Below are 17431 nucleotides of genomic sequence, written 5' to 3'. Positions count from 1 at the left end.
AGGCGGTAGCTGCCCGTCACCGCAGCGGCCGACCCTCGCTCGCGGACCGTATGGGCTGCGGACGGGCTTGTGCCACGCCCGCAGCCCTGCTCACGAGCGTCAGCGTGCGGTTCCCGCACGGCGTTTGGCGAAGACGTCGAACGCGACGGCGGCCAGCAGCACCAGGCCCTTGAAGAGCATCACCTGCTCGGTCGGCGCGCCGATCAGCGACATGCCGTTGTTGATGACGCCCATGATGAGCCCGCCGGTGATCGCGCCGACCACCCTGCCGACGCCGCCCTGCACGGCCGCCCCGCCGATGAACGCGGCGGCGATCGCGTCGAGTTCGAAACCGGTGCCGGCGGTCGGCCCGGCCTGGTTGAGCCGCCCGGCGAAGACGATGCCCGCGATCGCCCCGAGCACGCCCATGTTCACGAAGAGCCAGAAGGTGACTGATTTGACCTTGATGCCGGACAGGGTGGCCGCGTTGAGGTTGCCGCCGATGGCATAGATGTGGCGGCCGAACACGACGCGGTCGGTGAGCAGGGAGTACGCCAGCACCAGCGCGGCGAGCAGCACGAGCACCCACGGCAGGTTCTTGAACCGTGCCAGCTGCACGACGACCGTCATCACCACGACCGCGGCGATGGCGAGTTTGGTGACGAACAGCGCAGTCGGTTCGACGCTCTGGCCGTAGCGCATGCGCCCGGCGCGGCTGCGCCACTGGGTGACCACGATCCCGGCCACGAACACGAGGCCGAGCAGCAGGGTGAACAGGTCGGCGCCGTCGAGCGGCCCGAGGCCGATGTTGCCAAGGTAGGTCGGCATGAAGCCGTTGGCGATGGTGCGGACCTCGTCGGGGAACGGGCCGATGCCCTGGTTGCCGAGCACCGCCAGGGTCAGCGCCCGGAACACGAGCATGCCGGCCAGGGTCACGATGAACGCGGGGATGCCGAAATACGCGACCCAGTAGCCCTGCCAGGCGCCGATCAGGCCGCCGCAGATCAGCGTGATCAGGATCGCCAGCGGCCAGGGCACGTCATTGTTGACCATGAGTTCGGCGGAGATCGCGCCGGTGACGGCGAGGACCGAGCCGGCGGACAGGTCGATGTGCCCGGCGATGATGATCAGGATCATGCCGATGGCGAGGATCAGGATGTAGGAGTTCTGCACCACCAGGTTGGAGATGTTCTGCGGCGCGAGCAGGTCGCCGCCGGTGAGGACGGAGAACAGGGCGATGATGAGCGCGAACGCGATGTAGATGCCGTTCTGGCGCAGATTCGCCGAGAAGAGCCGACCGCCGAATCGGTCCGGTGCCTTGCGCACCGCGATCTCGCTCGCGGTCGTCTCCGGCACCGCGGTGCTCGGGCCGGTCGTCGGGCCGACACTGGTCATGGTGGTTACTGCTCCTTCACCTTGGTCATGAACTGCATGAGCCGCTCCGGGGTGGCCTGCTCGCGGGTGACCTGGCCGGTGATCCGGCCGGCGGACATCGCGTAGATGCGGTCGCAGACACCCAGCAGCTCAGGCAGTTCGGAGGAGATGACCAGCACGGCTTTGCCCTGGTCGGCCATGTGGTTGATGATCGAGTAGATCTCGTACTTGGCGCCCACGTCGATGCCGCGGGTGGGCTCGTCGAGGATGAGCACGTCGGCGTCGGTGAACAGCCACTTCGACAGCACGACCTTCTGCTGGTTGCCGCCGCTGAGCTTGCCGGTGACCGCCGAGACGTTCGGGGCCTTGATGTTCATGCCGAGCCGGAAGCCGTCGGCGACGCGATACTCCTCGTTGTCGTGGATCCAGCCGCGGGTGGCCAGTTTGTTCAGCCCCGCTGCCGACACGTTGCGTTTGATGTCCTCGATCAGGTTGAGGCCGTAGCGTTTGCGGTCCTCCGTGGCGTACGCGAGGCCGTGCCGGATCGCGTCGCCGACGGTCTTCAGGCGGATCTCTCGACCGTCTTTGAAGATCCGGCCGGAGATGCCGATGCCGTAGCTGCGGCCGAAGACGCTCATGGCGAGCTCGGTGCGGCCGGCGCCCATCAGTCCGGCCAGGCCGACGATCTCGCCACGGCGCAGGCTGAGGTTCGCTCCGGCGACCACGACCCGGCCGTGCTGGGTAGGGCTGTGCACGGTCCAGTCCTCGATCCGCAGCACCTCCTCGCCGATGCGGGGCTCGTGTTCGGGGAAGCGGTGCTCGAGGTCGCGGCCGACCATGCCGGCGATGATGCGGTCCTCGGTGACGTCGGCGGCCATGTCGAGGGTCTCGATGGTCCGGCCGTCCCGCAGGATCGTCGTGGAGTCGGCGACCGCCCGGATCTCGTTGAGCTTGTGCGAGATGATCACGCAGGTGATGCCCTGGTCGCGCAGGCCGCGGAGCAGGTCGAGCAGGTGCGCGGAGTCCTCGTCGTTGAGCGCGGCGGTCGGCTCGTCGAGGATGAGCAGGCGCACCCGCTTGGACAGTGCTTTGGCGATCTCGACCAGTTGCTGCTTGCCGACGCCGAGGTCCATCGCGGGCGTGGTCGGGTTCTCGTGCAGTCCGACGCGCTGCATCAGTTCGGCGGCATCGGCGTTGGTGCGGTTCCAGTTCACGACGCCGCGCGGGGCGCGCTCGTTGCCGAGGAAGATGTTCTCCGCGATCGACAGGTTCGGGCACAGCGCCAGCTCCTGGTGGATGATCACGACCCCGAGGCGCTCGCTGTCGCGGATGTTGCCGAACCGGCACGGCTGGCCGTCAAGGGTGATGTCGCCGGTGTAGTCGCCGTGCGGGTGGACCCCCGACAGGACCTTCATCAGGGTGGACTTGCCGGCGCCGTTCTCGCCGCAGATCGCGTGGATCTCGCCGCGGCGGACCGTGAGGTTGACGTCGTTGAGGGCGGTGACCCCCGGGAACGTCTTGGTGATGTGACGCATCTGCAGGATCACGTCGGTCAAGGTCGTCCTCCTCCGGTTGGCGGGACGCCCGTCCGGCCGGGGTGACCGGCCGGACGGGCGCGCGGCAGCTACTTGAGCTGGTCCGCGGTGTAGTAGCCGGTGTCGATCAGCGTCGCCTTGTAGTTGTCCTTGTAGACGATGACGGGCTCGAGCAGGAAGGACGGGACGACCTTGTTGCCGTTGTCGTAGTCCTTGGTGTTGTTGACCTCCGGCTTGCCGCCCTTGAGCACGGCGTCGGCCATCTTGACGGTGACCTTCGCCAGCTCCCGGGTGTCCTTGTAGATCGTCGCGTACTGCTCACCAGCGATGATCGACTTGACCGAGGCGACCTCGGCGTCCTGCCCGGTCACCACCGGGTAGGGCTGGTTGGCGGTGCCGTAGCCGCTGCTCTTGAGCGCGGAGAGGATGCCGATGGACAGGCCGTCGTAGGGCGACAGCACGCCCTGCACCTTGTCGCCCTTGGCGTAGGTCTTGGTGAGCAGGTCCTCCATGCGCCGCTGCGCGGTGGCCGGGTCCCAGCGCAGGATCGCGACGGTCTTGAACTCGGTCTCCTTGCTCTTGACGACCAGCGTGCCCTTGTCGATGAACGGCTTGAGGGTGTCCATCGCGCCGTTGAAGAAGAAGGTCGCGTTGTTGTCGTCGGGCGAGCCGGCGAACAGCTCGATGTTGAACGGGCCCTTGGCGGTGCCGTCGGAGCCGTCCGCCTTCTTCAGGCCCAGGCCCACCAGCAGGGAGGTCGCCTGCTGCACGCCGACCTTGTAGTTGTCGAACGTGGCGTAGTAGTCCACGTTGGGCGAGTTGCGGATCAGGCGGTCGTAGGCGATGACCGGGATCTTCTTGTCGGCCGCCTGCTGCAGCTGGGTGGTGATCGCCGTGCCGTCGATCGAGGCGACGATCAGCAGCTTCGCGCCCTTGGTGATCTGGTTCTCGATCTGGTTGACCTGGGTCGGGATGTCGTTCTCGGCGTACTGCAGGTCGACCTTGTAGCCCAGTGCCTCGAGCTGGGACTTCAGGTTGTTGCCGTCGTGGATCCACCGCTCGGAGGACTTGGTCGGCATCGTGACGCCGACCAGCGCACCCTCCGTGCCACCGGCTTGCTCCTGGTCAGTGGTCTTGGTGCTCGAACCGCAGGCGGCGAGGCTGGTGGCCACGATCAGGCCCAGCGCAGCGGCAGCCAGTCTTGCGATCTTCATGTCGCTCCTTCTTCCGACGGGAACGGCCCGCAGGCCGCCAGGTCAGGCGGCAGACTGTTAGCGCTCACAAACATCGCCCGCGTCGTGATGCTTTCGCGGATTACGGGATTGTGAACGCTCACATAATTCGACGATTGCGCGACGAGGTCAATGGACGTCAGATCACGGTTGGATTACGGCCGGGGTCCCCCAGAGCCCACGGCCGAAAACTTTGCGGGGCAATCGGGGTCCCGGGGGGCGGGCGCAACACGGTGCGCTCAGCACGCGCGCCGTAAGGGGCATATAGGATGAACACTCATCAAATCGGCTCGCCGTCGGGCAGGCTGGGCGCAAGGACCGATCGCGGAGGAGCGGGCCATGGCCCTCACATCACCCGACCGCCAGGTCGCGACCGGCACCGTGCTGCTCACCCTGGCCAGCGGCCAGTTCCTGATGACGCTGGACAGTTCGGTCATGAACGTGTCGATCGCGACGGTCGCCGAGGACGTGGGCACCACCGTCACCGGCATCCAGACCGCGATCACGATGTACACCCTCGTCATGGCCGCATTGATGATCACCGGTGGGAAGATCGGCCAGATCATCAGCTTCAAGCGCGCCTTCGCGATCGGCTGCGTGATCTACGGCGTGGGATCGCTTACCACCGCGCTGGCACCCAACCTCACCGTGCTGCTCATCGGATGGTCGTTGCTCGAAGGCGTGGGCGCCGCACTCATCCTGCCCGCCATCGTGGCACTGGTCGCGTCCAACTTCGACCGCACGCAGCGCCCCCGCGCGTACGGCCTGGTCGCCGCGTTCGGAGCGATCGCCGTCGCGGTCGGACCGCTGATCGGCGGCCTGCTCACCACGTACGCCTCCTGGCGGTGGGTCTTCGCCGGCGAAGTGGTCGTGGTCCTGGGCATCCTGCTGCTGACCCGCCGGATGCGGGACCTGCCGCCCGACCGCGCCACCCGGCTGGACCTCGGCGGCACCGCGCTGTCCGGCCTGGGCCTGGTACTGATCGTCTTCGGCATCCTGCGCGGCGGCACCTGGGGCTTCGTCAATCCCAAACCCGGCGGACCGGCCTGGCTCGGCCTGTCACCGGTGTTCTGGCTCGTCATCGCGGGCGGCCTCGTGCTGCGCTGGTTCATGTCCCGCGAACGCGCCCGCCTGCGCCGGGGGCAGCCGGTGCTGCTGGACCCGGCCCTGCTCGACAACCGGCTGCTCCGCGGCGGCCTCAACTCGTTCCTGTTCCAATACCTGCTCCAGGCGGGCCTGTTCTTCACCGTCCCGCTCTACCTGTCGGTGGCCCTCGGCCTGTCCGCGATAGACACCGGAATCCGCATCCTTCCCCTGTCCGTGACGCTGCTGCTCGCCGCCGTGGGCGTGCCCAAGTTCTTCCCCGACGCATCACCGCGACGCGTGGTGCAGATCGGCTTCGCGGCCCTGTTCGCCGGCATCGTCGCGCTCGCCGCCGCGCTGGAGGTCGGGGCCGGACCGGAGATCGTCACCTGGCCGCTGCTGCTCGCCGGGCTGGGCATCGGCGCACTGGCGTCCCAGCTGGGCAGCGTCACCGTGTCGGCCGTCCCCGACGAGCGCAGCGCCGAGGTCGGCGGGCTGCAGAACACCGTGACCAACCTGGGCGCGTCCATCGGCACCGCACTGGCCGGCGCCGTACTCATCTCCGGGCTGACCACGTCGTTCCTGACCGGCATCCACGCCAACCCGGCCATCCCCGCCGACGTGTCCGCCCAGGCCCAGGTGCAGCTGGCGGCAGGCATCCCGTTCCTGTCGAATGAGCAGCTGGCCGCGGCGCTCGCCGAGGCCGGCGTGGACCCGGCCGCGGCGTCCGCCGCCGTCGCGCAGAACGAGCAGGCCCGACTCGACGGCCTGCGTGGGGCGCTGGGCCTGCTCGCGGTGATCGCGCTCGCCGCGCTGTTCCTCACCCGCGGCGTACCCCTCCGGCAGCCGGGCACACCTGACCCCACTCCCCGGCCTCCGGCTTGAGCACGGCCGCCGACCACACCAAGGTCACTCGACTTGCCTGGCACCTGTGGGAATAGACCTTCAAGATACGCACGAATGCCAGGCAAGTCGGACGATCATGGGACGGCCTCAAATGTGGACCCGGGCCGCCGACAGGTCACGCAGCTCGTCCAGCACGATGCGGGCGGCCGCGGTCAGCGCCGACCGGCCGCGCACCGCCGCGTACACCTGGCGGGTCAGTGGCTCCCGCAGCGCGCGGGTCGCCACCCGGTATCTGCCGTCCACCGCCAGCTCGGGCAGCAGTGACACGGACAGGCCTGCTTCAACATGTGCCAGCAACAGCTCGTAGCTGCTGAAACGACCGGCCACGATCGGCTCGAAGCCGGCCTGCCGGCAGCTGCTCGACACCAGGCGGGAGAGGTACGTCCCGGGCAGGTCCACCGACCAGGCCGCCGCGGCGAAGTCGGCCAGGTCCGCGGGCGCGTCCGGCCCCGCCTGATCCTGCGACGTCACCAGCACGATGGCGTCGGCGAGCAGCGGGATGGTGTGCACGTCGGGGTCCAGGGGCGCCGATCCGTCGCTGAAGTCCGCGGTCACGATGATGTCGCAGGCGCCGCGGCGCAGGGCCGGCTGGCTGTCCTGCGGATCGAGCTCGCTCACCTCCAGCTCGATGCGCGGGTGCGTCCGCCGCAGCCGTGCGGCGAGCGGGATGACCAGCGTCCGGACCGCGCTGGAGAACGCGGCCAGGCGCACCGGGCCCGTCGGCTGTCCGGAGAGGTCGCGCAGTTCGGCCTCGGCCGCCTTGACCTGGTCGAGGATGACCCGGGCGTGCCGGGCCAGGGTGTGCCCGGCCGCGGTGAGCCGCACCCGGCGACCGACCCGCTGCAGCAGGTCGGCGTGGGTCTCCGCCTCCAGCACCGCCAGCTGCGCCGACACCGCCGACGGGCTCATGTGCAGCGCCGCGGCGACGGCCCGCACCGTGCCGAGGCTGTCCAGCAGGCTGAGCATCTCCAGGCGGGAGGTGTTCAGTCGCATCGGGTCTCCTTGTGCGCAGATTATGCACAGGCTAACCGCGGTTCTGAGCTTTTCGTGCACAGCGGCGATACCTATCGTGATGGCATGACGCTGATGAGCGAGCAGCCCACCGCCGAACGGTTCTGGTCCGACGCGGAACGCCACCTGGTCCGGTACGGCGGCCCGTTCACGCCGGAGATCATCGAGCGCGCGGCCGGAAGCTTCGTGTACACCGCCGACGGCCGGCGGATCCTCGACTTCACCTCGGGCCAGATGAGCGCCATCCTCGGCCACTGCCATCCGGCGATCGTGGCGACGGTGCAGCAGCAGGTCGCGAGCCTCGACCACCTGTTCAGCGGCATGCTGTCGCGCCCGGTCGTGGACCTCGCCCGCCGGCTCGCCGAGTCCCTGCCCGCGCCCCTGGACAAGGTGCTGCTGCTGACGACCGGTGCCGAGTCGAACGAGGCGGCCATCCGCATGGCCAAGCTCGTCACCGGCAAGCACGAGATCGTCGCGTTCGCCCGGTCGTGGCACGGCATGACCGGCGCCGCGGCCGCCGCGACGTACAGCGCCGGCCATCAGGGCTACGGGCCGACGGCGCCCGGCAACTTCGCGATCCCGACGCCCAACCCGTACCGTCCCGACTTCACCACCGCCGACGGAGAATTCGATTGGCGACGGCAGCTCGACTACGGCTTCGCCATGATCGACGCACAGTCGTCGGGCAGCCTCGCGGCGTGCATCGTCGAGCCGATCCTCAGCTCCGGCGGCGTCATCGAACCGCCGCCGGGCTACTTCGCCGCGCTGGCGGGCAAGTGCCGGGAGCGCGGCATGCTGCTGATCGTCGACGAGGCGCAGACCGGGCTGTGCCGCACCGGCGACTGGTACGCCTTCCAGCGCGACGGCATCGTGCCCGACATCCTCACGCTGTCCAAGACGCTCGGCGCGGGGCTGCCCCTGGCCGCCGTGATCACCAGCGAGGAGATCGAACGGCGGGCCCACGAGCGCGGCTACCTGTTCTACACCACGCACGTGTCGGACCCGCTCGTCGCGGCCGTCGGCAACACGGTGCTCGACGTCCTGCAGTCCGAGCGGCTGGACCTGCGGGCACGGGAACTCGGGGCGTTCCTGCGCGCCGGGCTGCTGCAGCTCCAGCAGCGGCACCAGGTGGTCGGCGACGTGCGCGGCCGGGGCCTCATGCAGGGCCTCGAACTCGTCGTCGACCGGGCCACCAAGCAGGGCGCGGACGCGCTGGGCGCGCAGGTCACCCGCCGCTGCCTGGCGCTCGGCCTGCACCTGAACGTGGTGCAGCTGCCCGGCATGGGCGGCACGTTCCGCATCGCGCCGCCGCTGACCGCGACCCGGGAGGAACTGGCCCTCGGCTTGGAAATCCTCGACCAGGCGCTCGGCGACGCCACGGCCGCGGCCTGAACCTCCAGCCGCGACCGCCAGGTGTCGACTCGGCGGGGCGGGACCGCCGATGCCGACGGTCCGCCCCGCCGCCACCACCGTCCCGCCGCTATTCGAGAGCCGCACGCAGCAGGTCGTAGGTGGGGGCGAGTCGGCGCAGGGCGGCGGCCGCCGCCGGAAAGTCCTTGGTGACCACCGGGTGCTGCAGCGAGCCGACGAGCCGGGCCTGCTCCGCGGCGATCCCGGCCGCCTTGTCGTATCCGGCGAGCAGCAGGCAGTCGGCGGTGTCGCTGAGCCGGCGCGCGCCGACCCGGATCGCGAAGTACATGAGGTGCTCGCGCAAGCCGTCAGCGGCCCCGGCCTCGACCAGGTCGGCGACCCGCTCGGCGGCGGCGCCGTTGCCGAGGCTGCCGGGCGGCATCTCCACATCGGTACGCAGGGACAGCCAGTCGATCGCGGCCGGGATGACCGACCTGATCGCGTCGGCGTCGCTGACGTCGGCGACCTTCACGAAGCCGGTGCGCATGGTGTACGGGTCGCCGTAGCTGATCGTCTCGGCCCGCCAGGCCGTCATGAAGTCCTCGACCGGCACCTCGGCGTACGGGTAACCGTGCGGATCGTGCACGAGCACCCGCTCGTCGTCCACGTCGAGCGCGACCACGAAGTGATCGGCCCCGATCGGGCCCGACATCTCGGGCTGGTGGCGCAGGTGTCCCATCTCGACCGGGCCGACCCACACCGGTCCCTGCTTCACGGCGGCCGTGAGGCGGGCCAGCGCCGCCTCGGCGTCGCCGCCCTTGCTGACGACCGAGGTCCACCCGATCGCCGCGAGCGCCTGGTCGAACCCCTGCTCGGGGTCCCACCCGTACGCGTCGAAGAACACCAGCCTGCCGCCGATGAGCTGCATGCCGAACGGGCCGCCGGTGGCGACCTCGATGACCGCGGTCGACGGCGACCGTGCGCCGAGCAGCATGGCGAACGAGTTGGCGTAGCAGTAGGGGCCGCTGCCCACGTAAGGGAGATGGCGCATGGAAAACCTCTCGGTCAGTGAACGGTGACCGGGTACGCGACGTCGAAGCGCGAGCCGGTGCCTGGATAGATCTCGTAGGGGTGGCCGGTGCAGACGACGCCGGGGCGGGCGTCCGTCCAGGCCTCGACGGCGTCGTAGACCCGCAGGATCAGGGGCAGGTCCTCGTGTCCGGGCGGCACCGGCAGGTACACGGCGGTGTGTGCCGGCACCAGGCGGACGTGCAGGTCGCCGACGGGTTCGACGCTGCCTTCGCAGGCGACCGCCACCTCCACATACCCGTCGCTGTCGGCGGTGATCAGGTCCTCGAAGAACACGAACCGGCGACCGTCCGCCGCCAGCCCCGAGGTCCGCAACTGAGCGCGGATGTCCTGTTCCGCCACGCGGGTGAACTCGGGCAGCGCGGTCGAGTCGATCCGGTGCCGGCGGCCGAGGACCTTCACGGCCGGCACGTCCCGCATCGCCACGGCGTCGGCGAGGCCGCTGTCGGCGGACGACCCTTGCGCGGCTTCGACCACCGCCGCCCGGTCGTCGAGCAGGCTGCGCTGCGCGTGCAGCCATCCGCGCAGTTCGAGCGCCCGGTCCTGCGGGGTCAGGTCGGCCAGCACGGCGATCCTGGCCAGCGGCAGCCCCAGCCGGCGCAGCCGGGCGACCAGGCGGGCGCGGGGCAGCTGGTCGGGGCTGTAGTAGCGGTATCCGGTCGCCGGGTCCACCCGCGCGGGCGGCAGCAGGCCCTGTTCGGCGTACAGGCGCAGCGCTTTCGGCGACAGCCGCGCCGCCGCCCCGAACTCCCCCGCCAACAGCTGATCCCGTGCCACCCGGCAAGTCTGCGGCGTGCCCTCGGGGCGAGGTCAAGCACCGAACCGGCTCTTGACAACGTATTAGCTTTGTTCCAAAACTATACGGGCCACTCGACGGGAGTCCAGATGACGATCGCGATCATCGGCGCGGGCATCGGCGGGCTCACCGCCGCGCTGAGCCTGCACCAGGCCGGGTTCCGTGCCATCCGCGTGTTCGACCGCGTCGCCGAGCTGCGACCACTCGGCGTCGGCATCAACCTGCTCCCCCACGCCGTCCGCGAGCTGACCGAACTGGGTCTGGGCGATCGCGTCGCCGAACTCGGGGTCGCCCCGGGCACGCTCGCCTACTTCAACCGGTACGGCCAGCCGATCTGGAGCGAGCCCCGCGGCCTGGACGCCGGCTACCGCTGGCCGCAGCTGTCGGTGTACCGCGGACGCCTGCAACTCGCCCTGCTCGACGCGGTCCGGGAGCGGCTCGGCGCGGACACCGTCCAGCCAGGACACCGGCTCACCGCGGTCGAACACGGCCCGCACTCCGACGTCGCGATCTTCGACACGGCCGGCGGCGAGGTCCGCGTCGAGGCCGAACTCGTCATCGGGGCCGACGGCATCCACTCCGCGCTGCGCCGCCAGCACCACCCCGACGAGGGCGACCCCGTCTGGAACGGGCTGACCCTGTGGCGGGGCACCGCCACGGTCCCCGCCTACCTCGACGGACGCACCATGGTCATGGCAGGTGACGGCGAGCAGAAGTTCGTCGCCTACCCGGTCGGCGCGCCCGACGCCACGGGACACGCACGCGTCAACTTCATCGCCGAACGCCGTGCCGACGGCGCGGACGGCGCGACCGCCGACTGGAACCGCGCCGTCGACCCCGCACCGGTCCTCGGCCTGTTCCGCGACTGGCGTTTCAGCTGGCTCGACGTGCCCGCCGTCATCGCGGCCGCCGACGAGATCCTCGAATACCCGATGGTCGACCGCGATCCGATCGACCGGTGGACCCACGGCCACTCGACCCTGCTCGGCGACGCCGCCCACCCCATGTACCCCAACGGCTCCAACGGCGCGTCCCAGGCGATCCTCGACGCACGCACGCTCGCCTTCCACCTCGCCACCGCGCCGACGACCGGGCAGGCGCTCGCCGCGTACGAGGCAGACCGCCGCCCGGCCACCACCGCGCTCGTGCTGAGCAACCGCCGACAGGGCCCCGAGCAGGTCATGGTCCTGGCCCACGAACGAGCGCCCGAGGGTTTCCGCCACATCCACGACGTCATCCCGGCCGACGAACTCACCGAGATCGCCACCGGCTACAAGCGGGCCGCCGGGTTCCACCCCGACGCGCTCAACGCCCGCCCCTCGCTGACCCCACCGGACACCGCCCGATGAGCACCCTCGACCCGGCTCACCTGGCAGCGGTCATCTCGCCGCTGCGGCGCACGCTGCTTGCCGCGGCACGCGCCGCCGAGGACCTGCCGGAGATCCCCGACGCGCAGATCGAGATCATCCGGGCGCTGCCCGCCGGCACCGTCGCGACACCCGGCGAGCTGGCCACCCGCCTCGGCATGAGCCGCCCCACGGTCAGCAACCTCCTGCGCACCATGGAGGCCGGCGGCCTCATCGCCCGCCGCCAGCGCGCCGACGACCGCCGCCACGTCACCGTCGCCGCCTCCGCGAAAGCCCTCGACCTGTTCGACCGCTTCGACCGCGCCAGCGCCCGGCTCATCGCGACGGCCGCCGCCACGCTGCCCGCCGATGACCGCGCCGCGCTCGCCGCCGCGGTCCCGGCGCTCGAACGGCTCCGCGCCGCGCTCGCCGCACACCGGCTGAACCCGTCCCCTTCAACCCCCGAGGACATGCCATGACCACGCTCGGCCAGCGGCTCTCCCGATGGATGCAAGCCCGCATGATCAAAGGGGTAGTGCCGGGCCCCTACGACATCACGGTCCGCAAGGATCTGCGCGTGCCCATGGACGACGGCACCGAACTGCTCGCCGACCTGATCGCGCCCGTCGGCGAAGTCCAGCCGCCCCTGCCGACCATCGTCATGCGCGGACCGTACGGCCGCCGCGCCACCGACACCCAGGCCCGCGCACTCGCCCGCGAAGGATTCACCGTGCTGGCCCAGCGCTGCCGCGGCACCTGGGGCTCGGCCGGGGTGTTCCACCCGCAGGTCGACGAACAGCGCGACGGCATCGCGACCCACCGGTGGGTGCGCCGCCAGCCGTGGTTCACCGGATCGGTCGCCACCTACGGCCCCAGCTACCTCGGCTACACCCAGTGGGCGGTGGCCGGCCGAATGCAGCGCGAGGACCCCGCCAACGCACCCGACGCGCTCTGCCTCATCACGACCATGCCCGACTTCGGTGCCATCACCTGGGACAACGGCGCGTTCTCGCTCCGCAACGCGCTCGGCTGGACGCAGATGATGGACCGCATGGCCAAGCGCCGCTTCCTCCCGCTGATCCTGGCCGTGCTGCGCCCCGACCCCAAGCTCACCGAGGCGTTCGACATGCTCCCGCTCAGCACCGGCGACACCGCCGCCACGGACGGCGAGGTCGACTGGTACCAGGACTGGGTCGCCCACGAGCAGCTCACCGACGAGTACTGGACCCGGCAGTCGCACACGGCCTCCGTGCCCGACGTCACCGCTCCCGTCTACATGATCACCGGCTGGTACGACATCTTCCTGCCCTGGCAGCTGCGCAACCACGCCCAGCTCGCGGCCGCCGGACGGCCGCCCCGGCTGACCATCGGCCCCTGGGGGCACGTCTCTGCCGGCATGGGCGGCCCGGCGCTGTCCGAGTCCGTCGCCTTCCTCAGGGAGCACCTCGCGAACGGGCCGGACACCCGGGTCGCGCCGGTGCGCGCCTTCCTCACCGGCGCGGAGCAGTGGCACGACCTGCCGGAATGGCCGCCGGCCGGCGCCACCGCGCAGCCCTGGCACCTGCACGGATCAGGCCTGCTCAGCCAGGCCGCCCCCGACGGCGGCGTCACCCGCTACACCTACGACCCCGACGACCCCACCCCCGCCGTCGGCGGGCCGAGCCTGCAGCCGAACTCCGGACCGCTCGACAACGCCGCCCACGAACGCCGCGACGACGTCGCCGTGTTCCGCACCGAAGCCCTCGACACGGCGACCGTGCTCGCCGGGGAACCGGTGGCCCGGATCCGGTTCCGCTCCTCCCAGCCCAGCGCGGACCTGTTCGTACGCATCTGCGACGTGCACCCTGACGGCCGCTCCATGACCGTCTGCGACGGCATCCGCCGCATCGGCAGTGTCGCCACGACCGCCACCGATCCCGAGCCGGACGACGAGGGCTTCCGCGAGGTCGAGGTGCGACTGTGGCCGACGTTCCACCGCTTCGCGGCGGGCCACCGCATCGGCGTGCAGATCAGCTCCGGAGCCCACCCGCGGTATGCCCGCAACCCCGGCACCGGCGAGCCCGCCGCGGTCGCGGCGACCACCCGGCGCGCGGAGCAGGAGATCTCGCACGCCACGGCCATTGCCTCGCGGATCGACCTGCCGGTGTGGCAGCCGTGACCACCACCGCGCCGACACCGGCGCTCGAGCACGCGTTCGACGTCGAGGTCCGCCTGGGGCCGCTGGAGGATCACGGGGTGACCCGGGCCGGGCACCGCCGCGTCGTGCCGATCGTCGGCGGGCAGGTCCGCGGCCTGTTCGACGCGGAGATCCTGCCCGGCGGCGCGGACTGGCAGCTGGTACGTGCCGACGGGGCGATCGAGATCGACACCCGCTACTCGGCGCGCACGGCCGATGGTCAACACGTCTACATCCGGACGTTCGGCGTGCGCAGCGGGCCGCCGGAGGTCCTCGGCGCACTGCTGCGCGGCGAGCCGGTGGACCCGTCCGACTACTACTTCCGTATCGGCGTCCGCCTGGAGACCTCCGCGCCCCGCCTGGCCATGCTCGAGCGGTCGGTGTTCGTGGCCTCCGCGATCCGCGAAGCCGACCGCGTCCGCTACACCGCCTACCGCGTCACCTGACCTGCCGGTCGGCCTCGTCCGTCGCCGGGCCTGCGCGGCGGCTTCACTTTCTACTTGCACAAGTGGAAAGTTTTCGCGTAAGGTTTCCAGCATGGAAAGCATTGACCTCGCGGAGCAGCTCAAGGCGGCCGAGCGTGGTGCCGCCGCCCCCTACGTCGACTACCCGCCCACCCCGTGGTGGTATGCACCGTCCGTCGGCGCGTGGGTCGCCGCCATGATCGGCACCTTCACCTGGTGGCGGGAGAACGCGGGCCTGTTCGTGGGCTCACTCGCCGCCCTGATCGCCGTCGAGACCCTGTTCATCGTCTGGATGCGACGCCGACACGGTGCGCTTCCCATGCCGGGCAAGGGAACACCGCCCGCCGAGATCGCCGGAGTCTGGCGCGGATACGCGGCCGCCTTGCCCGTGATCGCGCTGCTCGTCGCGCTCGCCTGGTGGTTCGCGGGCGTCCCGGCCGCCGCCGGCGCCGCATTCGTCCTGGTGACCGTCGGCCTGGCCGTCTACGAGCGGCGTTATGCCGACGCCGCCGCCCAGACCCGGGCCCGCCTGCAATGATCGACGGACTGGATCCGGTCATCCACGTGCCCAAGCGTCTGGCGGCCATGGCCGTCCTGGCCAACGCGCCCTCGGTGTCGTTCCGGTTCCTCAAGGACCATCTGCAGCTCACCGAGTCGGACCTGTCGAAGCAGATGTCCACGCTGGAGTCGGCCGGCTACGTCAGCTCGGCGAAGGACGGTCACGGCCGCGGGAGCAGCACGACCTACCGGATCACCAAGGCAGGTCAGCAGGCATACGAGAGCCACTGTGCGGCTTTGCGAGCGCTGATCGGCGGCGCCTGATCGATCAGCAGGGCCCGTCCGCAGTCGGCGCACGTTCATCGCGAAGCCCTCCGCGCGCAGCGTTCCGTCACTGCGCCACCACTTCTTCGATGAATTCCACTCAGAATCACACAGATTGCCCTCCACCGTCCGGCGCTAGTCCCCTAAGCAATTCGGCCATATGTCCGTTATCGCCATTTACATACGATACGCCGCTTCCGAGAATTGAGTCGGCCACCTGGACGCTCCGCACGGCGTCGACGCAGGTGGATTGGACGCGCGACTTCGGGGGATGCGATGGCGCCTCGCAACATCGACTACTGGTACGCCGACGCGGCCGGCCGCGGTGACGACCTTCCTGGGCGGCACTGGCTGGACGACGACCGCCCGGACCGGACGCCCGACCGCTGGCTCGACCAGCACATGACCGCGCAGGGCCCACCTCGGCCCCGCATTCCCGCGAAGAGTCGGCAGCCCCGAGCCGCAGAGGGGCGCAGCCAGCCCGCCCCACGCCCGGCCACACCGGCCCAAAACGGTGCCGCCGCCGCCCGCGCGATCTCCCCCAAGCGGCTGCGGGGCGCCATCACCTCCGTCCGATGCCGCGAACCCCACCTGCCCGACGCCGCCGTGGCCGAACGCCTCCGAAAGCGCGGAGGGCGGTGGGTCGCCATCACGGCCGCCGACATCCGCAACGCGGGTGTCCCCGCCGCCAAGCCGAAGCGTGTCGAGCAGTGGACGCCGACCCCACCCGCAGCGATCCGTCCGGCGCGCCCGAGCCGCAAGGACCGGGTCAACGGCGGCCCGCCCCAGCTCGGTCGCCAGGCACCCTCCATGGCCGAGATCGCCTCCGCCGCCCGACCGCTGCGGGACGCCTCTCCCCTGCCTGATTACCGGCGGATCGCCCTGGTGCTCTCACAGCGCGGACCCGGCTGGGCGAAGCTGACAGAAGGCCGGGTCCGCGCGGCACTGCAACAATTCCCCGCGGTTCATGTCACCCAGTCCGGAACACGGCGATCGCCGGTGGCGAGCGCTCCCCCTGCACGGGCTACCGACATGATCCCGCCGGCGCCGAGGTCGCGAAAGCCGCGGGCGGACGTCTGCGGCGCCTGCGGCGTCGCGCCTACGGCGTCGGGGCTGTGCAGGTGCTCGTAGACCGGTACTACTCGCCCTTCGGGTCCGGGCAGTTGATCTGCACCGTCACGGTGCCGGTCTGGCCGTTCGCGGTGACGGTGATGACGGCCGGGCCGGACCAGCGCGGGTCGCTGTCGGCCCAGGCGTTGTGGAAGTAGCCCGCGCCGTTGCCGCTGGCGTCGGTGGTGAAGGTGTCGTCGTGGTCGTAGCCGCGGGCGGTGCTCGCGGAGTACACCGTGTTGGGCTGGCCGCCCGTCAAAGCGACGTACACCTGTGCACCGAGGTCGTTGCAGCCGTCGAGAGTGCTGGTCAGCTGGCCGACCGGCGTCTGCGCCGTGTCGGCGAGGGCGACCTCGTGGGCGAGGAGTGTCGTGGCGAGCGCGAATCCGGCGATACCGAGCGCGCGGAAGGCGTTGATCCGAAGATTGGACACGTTGACCCCGTTTCGTGACGGTCCCGGCGGCGTGTCCACCGAAACCTCCGACCACAGTAGACAGAGACCTCCATCCGTGGGGGGCGGCGGGACCTCGGCCAGGAGACCCTGGCTGCCTAACCCTTCAGTCGTGGATCGCTGACTTTGTGGCAGTCTGCTGGGACGCCGGAGGTGGCGCGCGTGCGGTAGCGCGGGCGTGGCTGCGCTGGCGGTGATGGTTCCGGGGGCCGCGCGGTTTGATGCCTGCGCCTTGATGCCTGCGCCGCCAGCGGGAACAGGCCAAGCCGCGTGCCCCCTCTTGGGGCCGCCGGCGCGGTGACCGACTCCTGGACGAGGATGCGCCGACGCCTGCTGCGGTGCCGAGACGCCGCGGTCAGCGGCGGGAACCTTGATGTCGGGTGATATGTTGCGGAGGAAGTTGGTTGCGCATCCGCCGTGGCGGGCCAGGTTGTCAGCCTTTCCGCCCGCGACCTGGGAGAGATGCGATGACGAGCAAGAACACGCCCCCGGGCGCCGCAGGTCTCGGGATCTGGGCAAATCTCGGGATCTGGATCGCATTTGGCGCTGCCTTCGGCGTCCTCGTCGGCGGTTTTTTTGACAACGTCGCTCTCGGTGTCGCGCTAGGTCCGGCCCTGGGTGTGACCGCCTGGGCCGTCTTCATCGCGCCGCGAAGGAATGCCCGCGACGAATCCTGAGCGTCGCGCCCGAGCAAGTGCCACTGGAGT

Annotated in this window: 17 protein-coding genes; 10 read left to right on the top strand and 7 right to left on the bottom strand. The window is 70.6% G+C overall.

What is annotated here, in order from left to right; translation table 11 throughout:
* Nucleotides 1-99 precede the first annotated feature (99 nt).
* The 3 genes from mmsB to chvE form a co-directional block, all read right to left on the bottom strand.
* Nucleotides 100-1374 carry a multiple monosaccharide ABC transporter permease gene (gene mmsB, locus FLL47_RS13245; RefSeq protein WP_144120809.1) on the bottom strand — a complete coding sequence of 425 codons (1275 nt, stop codon included), beginning with the start codon at nt 1372-1374 and terminating at the stop codon, nt 100-102.
* Nucleotides 1375-1379: 5 nt separating this feature from the next.
* Nucleotides 1380-2909, bottom strand: a complete 1530-nt coding sequence (mmsA, locus tag FLL47_RS13240) for a multiple monosaccharide ABC transporter ATP-binding protein (protein ID WP_144120808.1) — start codon at nt 2907-2909, stop codon at nt 1380-1382.
* A 68-nt stretch (nt 2910-2977) separates the two neighbouring features.
* Nucleotides 2978-4102, bottom strand: coding sequence for a multiple monosaccharide ABC transporter substrate-binding protein (chvE, locus tag FLL47_RS13235; RefSeq protein ID WP_144120807.1), 1125 nt, complete (start codon nt 4100-4102; stop codon nt 2978-2980).
* 357 nt (nt 4103-4459) lie between these two features.
* Here chvE and FLL47_RS13230 point away from each other — a divergent pair, with 357 nt between their 5' ends.
* Nucleotides 4460-6088 (top strand): MFS transporter, encoded by a 1629-nt coding sequence (locus FLL47_RS13230; RefSeq protein ID WP_144120806.1) that lies wholly within the window; start codon nt 4460-4462, stop codon nt 6086-6088.
* Between the two features lie 108 nt (nt 6089-6196).
* On the opposite strand, the gene FLL47_RS13225 is transcribed toward FLL47_RS13230, so the two are convergent.
* The gene (locus tag FLL47_RS13225; RefSeq protein ID WP_144120805.1) at nt 6197-7102 is read right to left on the bottom strand and encodes a LysR family transcriptional regulator; all 906 of its coding nucleotides are present in this window, start codon (nt 7100-7102) and stop codon (nt 6197-6199) included.
* Nucleotides 7103-7186: 84 nt separating this feature from the next.
* On the opposite strand from FLL47_RS13225, the gene FLL47_RS13220 reads away from it, so the two are divergent.
* A complete protein-coding gene (locus FLL47_RS13220; protein ID WP_186315701.1) occupies nt 7187-8512 on the top strand; it encodes an aspartate aminotransferase family protein in 1326 nt (441 codons plus the stop codon).
* Between the two features lie 88 nt (nt 8513-8600).
* Here FLL47_RS13220 and FLL47_RS13215 read toward each other — a convergent pair whose 3' ends face one another.
* On the bottom strand, nt 8601-9521 hold the full coding sequence (locus FLL47_RS13215) for a cysteine peptidase family C39 domain-containing protein (RefSeq protein WP_144120804.1): 921 nt from the start codon (nt 9519-9521) through the stop codon (nt 8601-8603).
* Between the two features lie 14 nt (nt 9522-9535).
* Entirely contained in the window at nt 9536-10336 is an 801-nt protein-coding gene (locus FLL47_RS13210; RefSeq protein ID WP_144120803.1) for a MerR family transcriptional regulator, read from the bottom strand.
* Nucleotides 10337-10444: 108 nt separating this feature from the next.
* On the opposite strand from FLL47_RS13210, the gene FLL47_RS13205 reads away from it, so the two are divergent.
* The 7 genes from FLL47_RS13205 to FLL47_RS13175 all read left to right on the top strand — a co-directional run bounded on the left by FLL47_RS13205 (nt 10445) and on the right by FLL47_RS13175 (nt 16294).
* On the top strand, nt 10445-11704 hold the full coding sequence (locus tag FLL47_RS13205; RefSeq protein ID WP_144120802.1) for a flavin-dependent oxidoreductase: 1260 nt from the start codon (nt 10445-10447) through the stop codon (nt 11702-11704).
* A complete protein-coding gene (locus tag FLL47_RS13200; RefSeq protein ID WP_144120801.1) occupies nt 11701-12180 on the top strand; it encodes a MarR family transcriptional regulator in 480 nt (159 codons plus the stop codon). The genes FLL47_RS13205 and FLL47_RS13200 overlap by 4 nt, the downstream gene beginning before the upstream one ends.
* A gap of 41 nt (nt 12181-12221) precedes the next feature.
* Nucleotides 12222-13859 carry a CocE/NonD family hydrolase gene (locus FLL47_RS13195; RefSeq protein WP_186315700.1) on the top strand — a complete coding sequence of 546 codons (1638 nt, stop codon included), beginning with the start codon at nt 12222-12224 and terminating at the stop codon, nt 13857-13859.
* The gene (locus FLL47_RS13190) at nt 13856-14323 is read left to right on the top strand and encodes a DUF3237 domain-containing protein (RefSeq protein WP_144120799.1); all 468 of its coding nucleotides are present in this window, start codon (nt 13856-13858) and stop codon (nt 14321-14323) included. Before FLL47_RS13195 ends, FLL47_RS13190 begins: the two co-directional genes overlap by 4 nt.
* Nucleotides 14324-14414: 91 nt before the next feature.
* Nucleotides 14415-14879, top strand: coding sequence for a hypothetical protein (locus tag FLL47_RS13185; protein ID WP_144120798.1), 465 nt, complete (start codon nt 14415-14417; stop codon nt 14877-14879).
* A gap of 26 nt (nt 14880-14905) precedes the next feature.
* Entirely contained in the window at nt 14906-15163 is a 258-nt protein-coding gene (locus FLL47_RS13180) for a winged helix-turn-helix domain-containing protein (protein ID WP_246157871.1), read from the top strand.
* A 276-nt stretch (nt 15164-15439) separates the two neighbouring features.
* The gene (locus FLL47_RS13175) at nt 15440-16294 is read left to right on the top strand and encodes a hypothetical protein (protein WP_144120796.1); all 855 of its coding nucleotides are present in this window, start codon (nt 15440-15442) and stop codon (nt 16292-16294) included.
* Between the two features lie 7 nt (nt 16295-16301).
* Here the strand turns inward: FLL47_RS13175 and FLL47_RS13170 are convergent, their stop codons facing one another.
* Nucleotides 16302-16706, bottom strand: coding sequence for a hypothetical protein (locus tag FLL47_RS13170; RefSeq protein WP_144120795.1), 405 nt, complete (start codon nt 16704-16706; stop codon nt 16302-16304).
* 485 nt (nt 16707-17191) lie between these two features.
* Between FLL47_RS13170 and FLL47_RS13165 the strand changes: the two genes are divergently transcribed.
* Nucleotides 17192-17401: a hypothetical protein gene (locus FLL47_RS13165; protein ID WP_144120794.1), complete on the top strand. Its 210-nt coding sequence runs from the start codon at nt 17192-17194 to the stop codon at nt 17399-17401.
* Nucleotides 17402-17431: the final 30 nt, after the last annotated feature.

It is taken from the genome of Catellatospora sichuanensis (assembly GCF_007483665.1).
GTDB lineage: Bacteria > Actinomycetota > Actinomycetes > Mycobacteriales > Micromonosporaceae > Catellatospora > Catellatospora sichuanensis.
This window is presented reverse-complemented; position numbering and strand designations above follow the sequence as displayed.

What these genes read in the sequence shown, in the direction of transcription:
- FLL47_RS13215 (WP_144120804.1), bottom strand. Translation starts at nt 9,521, where the DNA reads ATGCGCCATCTCCCTTACGTGGGCAGCGGCCCCTACTGCTACGCCAAC.
- FLL47_RS13195 (WP_186315700.1), top strand. Translation starts at nt 12,222, where the DNA reads ATGATCAAAGGGGTAGTGCCGGGCCCCTACGACATCACGGTCCGCAAG.
- FLL47_RS13230 (WP_144120806.1), top strand. Translation starts at nt 4,460, where the DNA reads ATGGCCCTCACATCACCCGACCGCCAGGTCGCGACCGGCACCGTGCTG.
- FLL47_RS13185 (WP_144120798.1), top strand. Translation starts at nt 14,415, where the DNA reads ATGGAAAGCATTGACCTCGCGGAGCAGCTCAAGGCGGCCGAGCGTGGT.
- mmsB (WP_144120809.1), bottom strand. Translation starts at nt 1,374, where the DNA reads ATGACCAGTGTCGGCCCGACGACCGGCCCGAGCACCGCGGTGCCGGAG.
- FLL47_RS13200 (WP_144120801.1), top strand. Translation starts at nt 11,701, where the DNA reads ATGAGCACCCTCGACCCGGCTCACCTGGCAGCGGTCATCTCGCCGCTG.
- chvE (WP_144120807.1), bottom strand. Translation starts at nt 4,102, where the DNA reads ATGAAGATCGCAAGACTGGCTGCCGCTGCGCTGGGCCTGATCGTGGCC.
- FLL47_RS13165 (WP_144120794.1), top strand. Translation starts at nt 17,192, where the DNA reads ATGACGAGCAAGAACACGCCCCCGGGCGCCGCAGGTCTCGGGATCTGG.
- FLL47_RS13175 (WP_144120796.1), top strand. Translation starts at nt 15,440, where the DNA reads ATGGCGCCTCGCAACATCGACTACTGGTACGCCGACGCGGCCGGCCGC.
- FLL47_RS13220 (WP_186315701.1), top strand. Translation starts at nt 7,187, where the DNA reads ATGACGCTGATGAGCGAGCAGCCCACCGCCGAACGGTTCTGGTCCGAC.
- FLL47_RS13225 (WP_144120805.1), bottom strand. Translation starts at nt 7,102, where the DNA reads ATGCGACTGAACACCTCCCGCCTGGAGATGCTCAGCCTGCTGGACAGC.
- FLL47_RS13205 (WP_144120802.1), top strand. Translation starts at nt 10,445, where the DNA reads ATGACGATCGCGATCATCGGCGCGGGCATCGGCGGGCTCACCGCCGCG.